Raw genomic sequence first — 11829 nt, 5'->3', positions numbered from 1 at the left:
AAGTATACGGGGCAAGGCTTGGCCCTAGTGATTGAGGATGATATTAACGATCACGCCGGTCGCAATGGCAACCAGCACATAGTCCGCACCCACCTGCACCCAGCGCTGGCCGGGAGGATGGCGGCGCAGATGGTGCTCGCGGTAATCGACCTCATACACACGGCTGCGGTTTTCGTAAGGGATGTATCCGCCACGGTGGAACGCCGGTCCGCGTGCGTTGTACTCGTCGCGCCGTTCATTGAAGCGTCCCTCACGCGTGTCAAAGCGTGGTGACCCAATGGCAAACAAATGTAGCTGCAGACAGCTAGTGGCGGCAGCGCCACACCAGCAGCAGGTTGTTGGCTGGCATGGCAAAGCGCTGCAACAGATGGAGCCCGACCTGGGCAGCCTGGGATTCCACATCTTCCCGACGGCGTAGTCCCCAGGCAGGGTTTTGCGCACGCAGGCTCAGATCAAAGTCGCGGTTGCCCTGCGACGTGGGTACATCGTCTTCCAGATACGGGCCATAGGTGATCAGCAAACCACCCGGTGCCAGATGCAGGGCACTGCCTTGCATCAGCGCGGCACAGGTGGCCCATGGGGAGATGTGCAGCATGTTGGCGCAGTAGATGGCATCAAACTGCTGCGGCACGGTCCCGGTATCTTCCAGCCAAGGCTGGTTCAATACATCAAGCAGCCGCGCCGGCCGCACATTGTCCAGGCGGCTCAGGGCCACGTAGGCCGCAATGCTGCGCAGCGCATCGGCATGGGTATCGGTAGGCTGCCAGGTCCATTGCGGCAGATGCTGGGCAAACCAGGTCACATGCTGGCCCGTGCCAGAAGCAATTTCCAGCGCATGTCCCTGCGCAGGCAGCACCCGCTGCAACACTTCCAGAATGGGCCGCCTGTTGCGTTCGGCAGCCGGGCTGAAGGCGGGCGATGGAGTGGTCATGCGGCTCGGAGGTGCGACGATGCCGGGGCTTACTCGTCCAGCGCTTCAGACTTGTCGCGCAACCTGCGGTGCCCCGGCTTGGCCAGGATTTCCACGTAGAACTGCGTGCCCTGGCTTTTGACCAGTGCGTCAATCAGGGGTGTGAGCTCGGCAATGTGGGCCACTGTGGCGGTGTCGGCCGATGGGCCAAACTTGCAGTCAAAGTCCCAGAAGTCGGCGCCTTCGGGCAAGGCGCGGCGGCGTTCGCGTTTGATGTATTTGCGGATTTCGTGCTTGGTGGCTTCGAGCAGACGGTCCGGGTTTTTGCCCTCGACGGCGAGGGGGAATGTTTTTTTCATGGGATTTCCTTAAGCAGCGATGATACGGGCCATGAACACGCGCCACGCCACCCCCGACAAAGAAGCCATTGCGCTATTGCCACCTTTTGAACGCCTGGGGCTGGATCGCATCACCCTGGTCACCAATGGTGAGCAGGCGCGCCACGCCTTTGCGCAGCTCACCCAAACCAATGCCTGGGGCTTTGATACCGAGTCCAAGCCCACCTTCAAGGTGGGCGAAGTGTCCGATGGCCCGCACATCCTGCAGCTGGCAACCGCCGAGCGTGCCTGGGTGTTTCAGTTGCACGAGCCGCAGTGCCGCGCCATCAGCGCCGAGCTGCTGGCATTGCCAGGTGTGGCCAAGGCAGGCTTTGGTCTGGGCGATGACCGCAAGCGCATCATCCACAAGCTGGGTGTGGAGCCACGGGGCATTCTGGAGCTCAACCACGTATTCAAGGAGCGTGGCTACCGCAAGGACATGGGCGTCAAGGGCGCTGTGGCCGTGCTGTTCAACCAGCGCTTCATGAAGTCCAAAAAGGCCGCCACCAGCAACTGGGCCAATGCCCGGCTGACCGAATCCCAACTGGTTTATGCTGCCAACGACGCCTATGCCGCCATACGCGTGTACCACGCACTGGGGCTGACCCACACTGCCTGAAGGAGTGACCATGAAACCCGCATTGCAACCCGCAAGGACATGGCGTGCCGCACTCTGCACCGCACTGTCGCTTGCCGCCCTTTGCGCCCATGCAGCGCAATCCACCGAGACCTACGGCGGGCGCAGCGCCGTCATTTACACCCCGGCAAAACTACCCGCTGCCGGACAGCGAGCACTCGTGGTGGTGCTGCACGGCGGTTTGGGCAATGCACAGCGTATTGCCGATGGCCGTTCCGAGAGCGCACTCAATATCGATGCCGCGGCGGACGAGGCCGGCTTTGTGGTCGCCTATCTGAGCGGCACGCCGGTGGCGCGCATGCTCAGCGCCGAGCGCCTGGGCTGGAACGCGGGGGACTGCTGCGGCCAACCCGCGGAGAACCATGTGGACGATGTGGCCTACATCCAGTCCACCGCGATGGCCATTGCAGAGCGCTACGGAGTGGACCGCAACCGCATCTATGGCCTGGGTCACTCCAACGGCGCCATGATGACCCAGCGCATGGTGTGCGAAACCACTCTATATGCTTCTGCCGTCTCCATCTCGGGCACTTTGGAAAACGGTGCCAGCACCTGTCCCGCGGCCCGTGGCAAGACGCTTCTGGCCCTGCACGGACGCGAAGACCAGAACGTGCCCATCAACGGTGGCAAGGGCAGCAAGGGCATTTCACGTGTGGCCTATGCCTCGCAGGCTTCCACTGCCCAAGTCTGGAAAAGCAGCGGCGCGGTCTACACCCTGCAAATAATTGAAGGGGCAGACCACGCCGTAGATGCCATCGATGCGCAGATCCGCAAGGCCGAAGGGCAGACCCTCGGTCAGAAGGTCGCCCGTTTTTTCGGTTTGCTTGCGCGCTGACTCAGGCTGCCTTGAGCGCCGGGTAATCGGTATAACCCTTGGCGCCTGGGGTGTAGAAGGTGTTGGAGTCAGGAGCGTTCAGGTCCGCCTTGGCCTTGATGCGCGCTGGCAGGTCGGGGTTGGCCAGGAAGGCCGTGCCAAACGCCACGGCATCGAGCTTGCCCGCGGCGATGGCGGCTTCGGCTTCATCGGCGCTGTAGCCCATATTGCCAACCAGCACGCCCTTGTACTTCTCGCGTGCAACGCTCATCACATCGGCCTTTTGCACACCAAAGAAGTCAGCCCGCATCACATGCAGATAGGCCAGCTTGAAGGCATTGAGCTTGTCCGTCAGGAAACCGATCAAGGCCAACGGGTCGCTGTCCTTCATACTGTTGTAGCTGTTGAGTGGCGACAGGCGCAGGCCCACGCGGTCGGAGCCGATGGCGGCGGTAACGGCAGTCAGCACTTCAAACAGGAAACGTGCGCGGTTTTCCAGGGAGCCACCGTAGGCATCGGTACGCTGGTTGGGTGTATCGCGCAGGAACTGGTCGATCAGGTAGCCATTGGCGCCGTGCACTTCCACACCGTCAAAGCCGGCTGCAATGGCATTGCGCGCACCTTGTGCAAACGCTGCCACGATGGCGGGAATTTCTTCTGCGGTCAGTGCGTGGGGCACGGCGTGCGGCACCATGCCGTTGGGTGTGCGGATATCGCCTTCAATGGCGGTGGCACTGCTGGACACAATCGGGGCGCCATTGGCGGCACCGGGATAGGCTGCGCGGCCCGGGTGCCAGATCTGCATGAAGATGCGTCCGCCCTTGGCGTGCACCGCTTCAGTCACTTGCTTCCACGCAGCAACTTGCGCTTCGTTGTAGATGCCGGGTTCGTTGATGAAGGCCGATGTGCCCGGGGACACCATGGTGCACTCGGTAATCAGCAGGCCGCCGGTGGCACGCTGGCTGTAGTACTCGGCCATCAGGGCATTGGGCATGTGGCCCGCGTCTGCGCGGGTGCGTGTGAGCGGAGCCAGCAGGATGCGGTTGGGAATGGAGAGGGCTCCGACTTGCAGGGGATTGAATAGCATGGTGATTCAGACTCGGGTTGGTGAAAGGGAATGGGGTGGAAGGTACCAGCCGATGAGAATTTGCTCGTCGGCAAGGTTATTCAAATTTGGTTTAGGCGTTTGCTTCGCAGCCTTGCCGTAACCGATCAGCGCGGCAGATGCTGCTGCACCCAGCGCACGATGTCGCTGGTGCCCATGGCACCGGCCTGGCGGACCACTTCGCGCCCGCCCACAAACAGGGCCAGCGTGGGAATGCTGCGGATCTGGTAACGCGCGCCCAGTATCTGGTGCGCCTCGGTATCGACCTTGGCCACGCGGATGCGCGGCTCCAGCTGGGCCGCAGCCTGCACATAGGCCGGCGCCATCTGGCGGCACGGCCCGCACCAGGGCGCCCAGAAGTCCACGAGCAAAGGAATCTGGTTGCGCTGCAGGTGCTTGTCAAAGGACGCTACATCCAGATCCACCGGCTTGCCGGTAAACAGGGGCTTTTTGCATTGCCCGCAATCAGGCGCGCTGCCGAGCTGCTCGGCGCGTACGCGGTTGGTGGTATGGCAATGGGGGCAGACGATGTGCAATGGCTCGGTCATTGCACCCAGGTGGTGGCGGGGCGGGAAATTGCAAGGGCATGCCATTGCCCACAACGATAATGCCCGGTCCTCGGCACACTTTTCTCCTGCACAAGACAACCCATGACTACCTCCCACTTCTACCCCATAGGCGCACCCGGCCAGCCCTGGGGTCCTGATGAGCTGACCCAGTGGCGCGCGCGCCAGGTACGCCAGCGCAGCTATGCGGACGACGTGCTGCAGGCGGTTGAGGCCTTGCGTGGGCGCTTTGATGTGCAGGCCTATGGCGAGGTAGTGTATGGCGAGGAGCGCTTTCCCTTGCAGGCCATTCGCACCCGCAATTGGCAGCCGAACCTGCCCACGGTGCTGGTGACCGGCGGTGTGCATGGCTACGAGACCAGCGGTGTGCATGGCGCGCTGCGTTTTGTGGATGCGCATGCGGCGGACTTCGCCAGCCGTGTGAACCTGCTGGTGGCGCCCTGCGTGAGCCCTTGGGCGTACGAGCGCATCCAGCGCTGGAACTTTGACGCGGTGGACCCCAACCGCTCGTTCCGCGAAGGCAGCCCGGCGCAGGAGTCCGCCGCCTTGATGCGGCTGATCGCGCCATTGCGCGGCCAGTTTGCCGCCCACATCGACCTGCACGAAACCACCGATACCGACGAGTCCGAGTACCGCCCGGCAGTGGCCGCGCGCGACGGCAAGCCCTTCGAGCCCGCCACCATCCCTGATGGCTTCTACTTGGTGGACGACGCACAGAACCCGCAGCCTGCGTTCCAGCAGGCCATCATCGAAGCGGTGGAGCGCGTCACGCACATCGCGCCAGCCGATGCGCAAGGCGGCATCATCGGCACGCCGCTGGAAGCGCATGGCGTCATCCAGTACGAGCTGCAGGCGCTGGGCCTGTGCACCTGCATCACCGGTGCACGCTTCACCACCACCACCGAGGTCTACCCCGACAGCCCGCGCGCCACGCCGGAGCAATGCATTGCCGCGCAAGTGGCTGCGGTGTGTGCGGGGCTGGAGTTTGTGGTGTCAAGCGCCAAGAAAGAAAAAACCGTCACGTGAGGCATCGCTGGCATGGTCAAAATATTTGTCCTGCCAGGTGTCTTTTTCGCTCAGGTCGCCCCAGGCCTGGTCCAGCTTGTTGTCGTGCTGCAGTTGCGACAGTTTGTAGCGCCATGAGAAGTGGTTGGTCACGTCCAGCACGTGGGCTGCATAGGCTTGGGCCAGGCGCTGGTGGCCGCGCACGATGACCAGTTTTTCATCGTTCTGGTAACTCGCCTTGAAGCCCAGGTTGTGGCTGCCGGTGACGACCACGCAGTCGGGGCTGAACGGGTCTATGACGATGATCTTGTCGTGGATCACGGCGTGGCCCAGCTTGTACATCTCCTTTTCCCAGTAGCCGAAGTCGTCCGGTATGCCACCCACGCCCGACACCAGCACGTCAGGTGCTACGGTGGCGCTGCGCTTGGTGATGAAAGTGGCAAACTGCCCCAGCGGCGCTGGGTCGGTCACGGCACCGCGCACATAGAAGGGCTTGCCATCGTTCTCCATCTGCACCGCCTTGTCATGCACCTGCTCAATGAAGCTGGGCGCGCCCGCGTTGAATGCCAGAAACAGAACCCCGTGTTGCGCACCCTGGATCAGCGCAAACACTTCGGCAAGGTCGGGCGGTGTCTGGTTGGCGTTCTTGGTTTTTGCCGCTGTGTTGGGTGAGAACCAGACATGCACTTCACCTTGTGACAGGGATGCATCCACGGAGCCGCCGCCACACCAGGCACGCAAGTCCTTGCCCTGCGCGGGCTGCAGGCTGGCGTCGTACACCAGCCAGTCCCAGTAGTCCTTGTAGCCCTGCGCCACGGCGCTGTTGCGGATGATCAGCGCGTTGTTGGTCTGCGAGCACAGGCCGGTAGGCGTCCAGTTGGTGCTGCCGGTCAGCACCTCTTGCGGCCCCTTGTCACTGGACCACACCACAAACTTGTTGTGGCCAATGGAGCTGGAGGGCACAAAGCGGTCTGTCACGTTCACGCCCGCCTTGTGCAACGCTTTGCGGGTGTCAGCGTTGGTGCCATCCTGCACCTTGCGCGTGTGCTTGACGCCTTGATCGTCCTTGTATTCTTCCGTGGTGTCTGCGTTGGAAAGACACAGGGCCAGGCGATCCTTGGCGGCCAGTGTCTTGATGGCCTTGATCAGTTCACTGTCGGTCAACTCGTAGAGCGCCAGATTGCAAAAGCCGCCCTTGGCCTTTGCCTTGGTCAAGAGCGACAGCAACCCTTTGTTCAGCACATCGCCACTGAGCAATTTGCGAACGGGGCTGTTCTGTTTGGCAATTTCGCCCTTCAGTGCGTCCGTGATATTTCCGTAAGTGCCGTTCGCAACCATCGAATGAATTTGCCGCGTCACTTCCTGGGTGGAGATCAGTCCCACATTGAAATACGCTGCCACATCGCCATAGTCCCCGCCGATGGTCGCCTGGTTGGACTCCAGGGCAATGGTAGGGTGTGCCACCAGCGCATGAACGTCCGGACCCATCATGGGCACCACGCGATAGCTGTAGGTCCCTGGCGCGGCAAACACATCCTTCCACTGGAAGCTCTGCACCGGCCACTCATCGGTTGTCTTGCGCTGGCGTGGCTGGCCGGGGACGCCCGGCTCAAAGCCTACAAAGGCCGGCAACGCGGTGCTGCTGCCATCGGCAGCTATGCGGTGCACCGCAAAGCCTAGGCAGCCGGGAATCTTTTGCTTGAGTTGCCAGAAGATATAGGCAATGTCATTGTTGGCTAATGCCAGGCACGCGTCAGACATGGTTTCCTCCCTTTGTCGTATCCCCTTATTGATAGGCAAAGGTTGGAGAAATTACATAGGTGAAAGCCCCTGCGATTTAGCTGCGGCTTGTCATCACGCTGCCATATCGCCGTGCGAACGGCGGTCCATTAATTACCTAGGTCTGGCTTTGCATATGTTGGATAAGGCCGTGCGAATGACTAACTTCGTTTTGTTTTGTGTGGAATACAATTTCCCACAAACAATGTGCCAGTGCGTTGGAAAAAAATAAATCAGGGAAGTGATCGCCAATGAAATCAGCGTATGTGACACTGGGTGTGCCGGGCAACGCCCGCCTCGAAGATATCCAAGAGGCCTATCAAAAAGCTTTGGGCTATTTCAGCAAGGAAAAACTGGCCGCCGACCCCTCCTTGTTTGCCCGCCTTGACGAAGTCAAGGATGCCTACAAGGTGTTGTCAGATCCCGACTCCCGACAGGCACACGACAGAAAAATAACGGGCTATGTCTCTCCCAAAGTCATTCGCGTTGTAGAGCCCGCAACGGCAGCTTCAACGGGTTCCAACTTTCTTCTCAAGTTCATGGTGCTGATGTGTATTGCCATCCTCATGACCTGGGGATTCGTGTCCCATCAACACGAGGAAGCGCGCAAGACCAGGGAAGCAAAAGAAGCGCAGGAACTTGCCCTGAAGAAGGAAGAGGCTGAGAAGGCAGCCAAGGCCGAACGCGACGCCGCCGATGCACAGGCCAAGAGAGATGCCGCCAACGCGCTGGCTGCCAGAAACGAACAGCAGCTGCGGACCGAGAGTTCCCAGGTCGCCCAGAGGGCTCAGATAGTGGAGGCCGCGCAGCAATATGTCAGGGATTCGCGCGATAGGCAGGATAAGGCCGCTGCTGCAAATGAAAGGCAGCAAGCCGCCAACGCTGCAGCCCAACGTGCCGCTGCAGATCAACGGGCGATCAGAAACCTGTGCATCATCAATACGGGAAGACCCAACTGCTGATCTCGTCCGCAGGCGCGTGATCAGCCGCGGTCCAGATCGCGAATCAGCGACACCACCTTGGTGGTGATGATGTCCACCGCAGGCCCGTTGGCGCCGTGCGGCAGGATCACATCGGCGTGGCGCTTGGTGGGCTCTATGAACTGCTTGTGCATGGGGCGCACGGTTTCCAGGTACTGCGTGATTACGTCCTCGGTGCTGCGGCCGCGCTCGGCAATGTCACGTTGCAGGCGGCGGATGAAGCGCACGTCGGCAGCGGTGTCCACAAAAATCTTGAGCGACATCATTTTGCGCAGATCGGCATTGAACAGCGCAAACAGGCCTTCGATCACGATCACGGGAGCGGGCTTGACTGTAATCGTCTTGACCGAACGGTTGTGCAGCGAGAAGTCGTACTCCGGCATTTCAATCGCTTCGCCGCGACGCAGCGCCTGCACCTGCTGCATCATCAGCGGCCAGTCGAAGGCGTCCGGGTGGTCGTAATTGGTCTTGCGCCGGACTTCCGGCGTCATGTGGGTCTGGTCGAGGTAGTAGTCGTCCTGCATCACCACCGCTGCCATCTCTGACCCGATGGAAGCCAGCACCTCGCGCGTGACCGTCGATTTGCCGCTGCCGCTGCCCCCGGCGACGCCGATCACGAAAGGTTTGGTAGGGGAGTGGGGCATATGGTTCTTGTATGTCGGCTGGCGAAGGCTCCAATTTTACAAGCCGGGGTGTTGGCGCTGAGGTGCTGCCTCATGGATCAGGTCAACAAACGCGCGCAGCGCCGCTGGCATTTGCCGCCTGCTGGGGTAATAGAGGCAAATGCCGGGGTAACTCGGCGTCCACTCATCCAGAAGCGCAACCAGACGACCGCTGGCCAGATCGTCGGCCACATGGAACATGCCCATGTAGGCAATCCCCACGCCTGCGCGCGCGGCCTCCAGCATCAGCAAGGGCTCGTCCAGGGTGATGGGGCCCGGCGGGTCCAGCGTCAAGGTCTCGCCGTGGCGCGCGAATTCCCATCGGTAGATGTTGCCGCTGGAAAAACGCCAGCGCACGCAGCGGTGTGCCATCAAATCGCCAGGCACCTGGGGCGCGGGGTTGGATTTCAGATACTCCGGCGCGGCAACCACCACCATCCGCTGCTCGCCGCCAAAGGGCACGGCCACCATGTCACGCGGCACCATCTCGGCCAGGCGAATGCCAGTGTCAAATCCTTCGGCCACGATGTCCACCAGCCGTCGCTCCGTCACGATGTCGACCTTCACGTCCGGATAGCGCTGCAAGTACTTCAGAACGATGGGCCCAAAAATCAATTGAGCGGCACCCACAGACGTGTTGATTCGCAGGTTTCCGCTGGGCGTGTCCCGCTGCGCGTTGACGGCCTCCATCGCAGCACCTATGTCAGCCACAGCGGGCGCAATGCGTGCGATGAACTGCTCGCCCGCCTCGGTGACAGACACGCTGCGTGTGGTGCGGTTGAACAGCCGCACGCCCAGCCTGGCCTCCAGCCCGGCCACCGTTGCGCTCAAGGCGGAGCGCGACATGCCCATGGTGGCTGCTGCCGCCCTGAAGCCGCCGTGTCTGGCCACCGCCAGCACCGCCTCCAGTTCCACAAGTCCGCTGCTGTTCATGTTCGATTGTCCTGAAATATGCGATGAATCATGATGATTTTGCCTACTTCTCAAGTCAATGGTCGCGTCCTACATTCCAAACCAGCTTGTTTTTACCCAACAACCCACAGGACACCCATCATGCGAAACATCGACATCATTTACATCAACGGCGCTTTCGTGACCCCGCACGGGCACGAAACGGCGGAACTCATCAACCCCGCAACCGAAGCTGTCATCGGCCATGTCCGCCTGGGCGACCGCGAAGACACGCTGCGTGCCATTGCCGCGGCCAAGCAGGCCTGGCCGGCCTACGCACGCACCAGCAAGGCCGAGCGCATTGCGCTGCTCCATCGCCTGCACGACGCGGTGCTGGCCCGCGCAGACGACATCAACGCGGCCACCACGGAGGAATACGGCGGCCCCGTATCCCGCGCTGCCTGGGTGGGCGCCTATGCCGCCAAGTCCTTCCTGCTGGCGGCGCAGACGCTGCAGGACTATTCATTGACCCGCCAAATCGGCAGCGCCCAAGTGGTGATGGAGCCCGTGGGCGTAGCGGGCCTCATCACTCCCTGGAACTCCAATGCGGGCTTCATCTGCAACAAACTGGCCACGGCACTTGCCGCCGGTTGCACCGTGGTCATCAAGCCCAGCGAGATGAGCGCCATCCAGACGCAGGTCGTGACCGAAGCCTTGCACAGCGCCGGCCTGCCACCAGGGTTGTTCAACATCGTCAATGGCCGGGGCGACGTGGTCGGCGCTGAACTCAGCCGCCACCCCGACATCGCCAAAATCTCTTTCACCGGGAGCACGGCCGTGGGCAAAACCATCCAGCGCGCCGGGGCCGATACGCTCAAGCGCGTCACGCTGGAGCTGGGTGGCAAGTCACCCACCGTGATCCTGGACGATGCCGACTTTGCCACCGCCTTGCCGCTGGCCGTCACCGCAGGCTTCCAGAACAGCGGGCAGGCCTGCATTGCCGGCACGCGCATTCTGGTGCCGGAGCATCGGCTGGATGAAGCCATCGCACTCGCCCGTGCGGCGGTGGAGCGCACCCAAGTGGGCGAACCCAAAGATCCCCAGACCCAGATTGGCCCCATGGTCAGCCGCAAACAGTGGGAGCGGGTGCAAAGCTACATCCGGGTCGGAGTTGCCGAAGGTGCTCAGCTGATCACCGGCGGCGAAGGCCTGCCTGCCGGCATCCACGCAGGCTTTTACGTGCGCCCCACGCTATTTGCCCACGTGCGCAACGACATGCGCATCGCACGCGAAGAAATCTTCGGGCCGGTGCTTTGCATCATTACCTACCGTAACGAGGAAGACGCCATCGCCATCGCCAACGACACCGACTACGGCCTTCAGGCCATCGTCCTATCGGGCAGCGACGAACATGCCCGTGCGGTGGGCGCACAACTGCGCGCAGGCCGCGTCCTGATCAACGGGCTGCACCACGAGCCATTGGCACCGTTCGGCGGGTTCAAACAGTCGGGTATTGGGCGCGAGTTCGGAGCGTTCGGCCTGGAGGCTTACCTGGAACCTAAGTCGGTGATCGCCTAGAACGAAGACCCCGGCCCGCTCAGAAACTCCAGCTCCTACGCGAGCTCGTCCAGCAACGACTGGACCGCTTCAAGCAGTGAAGGCAGTGCATTGCGGGCTATGTTCTACACGGTACTTACGTTTACCGTGGCATAGCCATGTATCAGCTGATTGCGAAACGCCACGATTTGGGGCAGGTCTGGAATGCGCGCGGGTCACGCTGCATAGATCGCTTCGCGGCTGCTATTGATACCAGCCAGTACGTAGGGGTTTCGTACGCAATCCGGTTCGACCAAGTCAACGCCACGGCCCAGCAGGGCTTCCAGGTCGGCTTTGGCACCGTAAATGGACTCAAGCCCAGGTTGCGCATCCGGTGCAAAAACCACCAGAAAGTCAGCATCACTGGTTGCAGGGTCAAAGTCATCTGCCCGAGCAGCCGAGCCAAACACCTCCAGGCGCTGGATACCGTAGCGCTGACAGATGGCGGAAATACCGGAGCGGTGTTGGGCGATGGTGGGGTGCATGGGCCGGAGTTTAACGGAGCAT

Annotated in this window: 14 protein-coding genes; 5 read left to right on the top strand and 9 right to left on the bottom strand. The window is 61.6% G+C overall.

Features of this window, described 5'->3' with window-relative positions; genetic code table 11:
• Nucleotides 1-24: 24 nt before the first annotated feature.
• From AAGF34_RS24025 to AAGF34_RS24015, 3 genes are read right to left on the bottom strand one after another with little or no spacing between them, the layout of a single operon-like run.
• The gene (locus tag AAGF34_RS24025) at nucleotides 25-288 is read right to left on the bottom strand and encodes an RcnB family protein (protein WP_342618229.1); all 264 of its coding nucleotides are present in this window, start codon (nucleotides 286-288) and stop codon (nucleotides 25-27) included.
• 16 nt (nucleotides 289-304) lie between these two features.
• Nucleotides 305-931 carry a DUF938 domain-containing protein gene (locus AAGF34_RS24020; RefSeq protein ID WP_342618228.1) on the bottom strand — a complete coding sequence of 209 codons (627 nt, stop codon included), beginning with the start codon at nucleotides 929-931 and terminating at the stop codon, nucleotides 305-307.
• Nucleotides 932-960: 29 nt separating this feature from the next.
• Nucleotides 961-1269, bottom strand: coding sequence for a DUF6172 family protein (locus AAGF34_RS24015; protein WP_342618227.1), 309 nt, complete (start codon nucleotides 1267-1269; stop codon nucleotides 961-963).
• 31 nt (nucleotides 1270-1300) lie between these two features.
• Between AAGF34_RS24015 and AAGF34_RS24010 the strand changes: the two genes are divergently transcribed.
• Nucleotides 1301-1906 (top strand): 3'-5' exonuclease, encoded by a 606-nt coding sequence (locus AAGF34_RS24010; RefSeq protein WP_342618226.1) that lies wholly within the window; start codon nucleotides 1301-1303, stop codon nucleotides 1904-1906.
• Nucleotides 1907-1916: 10 nt separating this feature from the next.
• Nucleotides 1917-2759, top strand: a complete 843-nt coding sequence (locus AAGF34_RS24005) for a PHB depolymerase family esterase (RefSeq protein ID WP_342618225.1) — start codon at nucleotides 1917-1919, stop codon at nucleotides 2757-2759.
• A 1-nt stretch (nucleotide 2760) separates the two neighbouring features.
• Here the strand turns inward: AAGF34_RS24005 and AAGF34_RS24000 are convergent, their stop codons facing one another.
• On the bottom strand, nucleotides 2761-3825 hold the full coding sequence (locus AAGF34_RS24000; RefSeq protein ID WP_342618224.1) for an alkene reductase: 1065 nt from the start codon (nucleotides 3823-3825) through the stop codon (nucleotides 2761-2763).
• 125 nt (nucleotides 3826-3950) lie between these two features.
• The gene (trxC, locus tag AAGF34_RS23995; RefSeq protein ID WP_342618223.1) at nucleotides 3951-4391 is read right to left on the bottom strand and encodes a thioredoxin TrxC; all 441 of its coding nucleotides are present in this window, start codon (nucleotides 4389-4391) and stop codon (nucleotides 3951-3953) included.
• 102 nt (nucleotides 4392-4493) lie between these two features.
• On the opposite strand from trxC, the gene AAGF34_RS23990 reads away from it, so the two are divergent.
• Nucleotides 4494-5435 carry a M14 family metallocarboxypeptidase gene (locus tag AAGF34_RS23990; RefSeq protein ID WP_342618222.1) on the top strand — a complete coding sequence of 314 codons (942 nt, stop codon included), beginning with the start codon at nucleotides 4494-4496 and terminating at the stop codon, nucleotides 5433-5435.
• On the opposite strand, the gene AAGF34_RS23985 is transcribed toward AAGF34_RS23990, so the two are convergent.
• The gene (locus AAGF34_RS23985) at nucleotides 5403-7175 is read right to left on the bottom strand and encodes a phospholipase D-like domain-containing protein (protein WP_342618221.1); all 1773 of its coding nucleotides are present in this window, start codon (nucleotides 7173-7175) and stop codon (nucleotides 5403-5405) included. The genes AAGF34_RS23990 and AAGF34_RS23985 overlap by 33 nt on opposite strands.
• Before the next feature lie 269 nt (nucleotides 7176-7444).
• Between AAGF34_RS23985 and AAGF34_RS23980 the strand changes: the two genes are divergently transcribed.
• On the top strand, nucleotides 7445-8155 hold the full coding sequence (locus AAGF34_RS23980; RefSeq protein WP_342618220.1) for a DnaJ domain-containing protein: 711 nt from the start codon (nucleotides 7445-7447) through the stop codon (nucleotides 8153-8155).
• Between the two features lie 20 nt (nucleotides 8156-8175).
• On the opposite strand, the gene udk is transcribed toward AAGF34_RS23980, so the two are convergent.
• Nucleotides 8176-8817, bottom strand: coding sequence for a uridine kinase (udk, locus tag AAGF34_RS23975; RefSeq protein ID WP_342618219.1), 642 nt, complete (start codon nucleotides 8815-8817; stop codon nucleotides 8176-8178).
• A gap of 36 nt (nucleotides 8818-8853) precedes the next feature.
• Entirely contained in the window at nucleotides 8854-9768 is a 915-nt protein-coding gene (locus AAGF34_RS23970) for a LysR family transcriptional regulator (protein WP_342618218.1), read from the bottom strand.
• Between the two features lie 120 nt (nucleotides 9769-9888).
• Here AAGF34_RS23970 and AAGF34_RS23965 point away from each other — a divergent pair, with 120 nt between their 5' ends.
• Nucleotides 9889-11304 (top strand): aldehyde dehydrogenase family protein, encoded by a 1416-nt coding sequence (locus tag AAGF34_RS23965; RefSeq protein ID WP_342618217.1) that lies wholly within the window; start codon nucleotides 9889-9891, stop codon nucleotides 11302-11304.
• Between the two features lie 194 nt (nucleotides 11305-11498).
• Here the strand turns inward: AAGF34_RS23965 and AAGF34_RS23960 are convergent, their stop codons facing one another.
• Nucleotides 11499-11807, bottom strand: a complete 309-nt coding sequence (locus AAGF34_RS23960) for a nucleotidyltransferase domain-containing protein (RefSeq protein WP_342618216.1) — start codon at nucleotides 11805-11807, stop codon at nucleotides 11499-11501.
• Between the last annotated feature and the right edge of the window lie 22 nt (nucleotides 11808-11829).

This window comes from Rhodoferax sp. GW822-FHT02A01 (assembly GCF_038784515.1).
Taxonomy (GTDB): domain Bacteria; phylum Pseudomonadota; class Gammaproteobacteria; order Burkholderiales; family Burkholderiaceae_C; genus Allorhodoferax.
This window is presented reverse-complemented; position numbering and strand designations above follow the sequence as displayed.

Coding starts and splice junctions, on each gene's coding strand:
- AAGF34_RS24020 (WP_342618228.1), bottom strand. CDS start 931: ATGACCACTCCATCGCCCGCCTTCAGCCCGGCTGCCGAACGCAACAGG.
- AAGF34_RS24015 (WP_342618227.1), bottom strand. CDS start 1,269: ATGAAAAAAACATTCCCCCTCGCCGTCGAGGGCAAAAACCCGGACCGT.
- AAGF34_RS24010 (WP_342618226.1), top strand. CDS start 1,301: ATGAACACGCGCCACGCCACCCCCGACAAAGAAGCCATTGCGCTATTG.
- AAGF34_RS24005 (WP_342618225.1), top strand. CDS start 1,917: ATGAAACCCGCATTGCAACCCGCAAGGACATGGCGTGCCGCACTCTGC.
- AAGF34_RS24000 (WP_342618224.1), bottom strand. CDS start 3,825: ATGCTATTCAATCCCCTGCAAGTCGGAGCCCTCTCCATTCCCAACCGC.
- trxC (WP_342618223.1), bottom strand. CDS start 4,391: ATGACCGAGCCATTGCACATCGTCTGCCCCCATTGCCATACCACCAAC.
- AAGF34_RS23990 (WP_342618222.1), top strand. CDS start 4,494: ATGACTACCTCCCACTTCTACCCCATAGGCGCACCCGGCCAGCCCTGG.
- AAGF34_RS23985 (WP_342618221.1), bottom strand. CDS start 7,175: ATGTCTGACGCGTGCCTGGCATTAGCCAACAATGACATTGCCTATATC.
- AAGF34_RS23980 (WP_342618220.1), top strand. CDS start 7,445: ATGAAATCAGCGTATGTGACACTGGGTGTGCCGGGCAACGCCCGCCTC.
- udk (WP_342618219.1), bottom strand. CDS start 8,817: ATGCCCCACTCCCCTACCAAACCTTTCGTGATCGGCGTCGCCGGGGGC.
- AAGF34_RS23970 (WP_342618218.1), bottom strand. CDS start 9,768: ATGAACAGCAGCGGACTTGTGGAACTGGAGGCGGTGCTGGCGGTGGCC.
- AAGF34_RS23965 (WP_342618217.1), top strand. CDS start 9,889: ATGCGAAACATCGACATCATTTACATCAACGGCGCTTTCGTGACCCCG.
- AAGF34_RS23960 (WP_342618216.1), bottom strand. CDS start 11,807: ATGCACCCCACCATCGCCCAACACCGCTCCGGTATTTCCGCCATCTGT.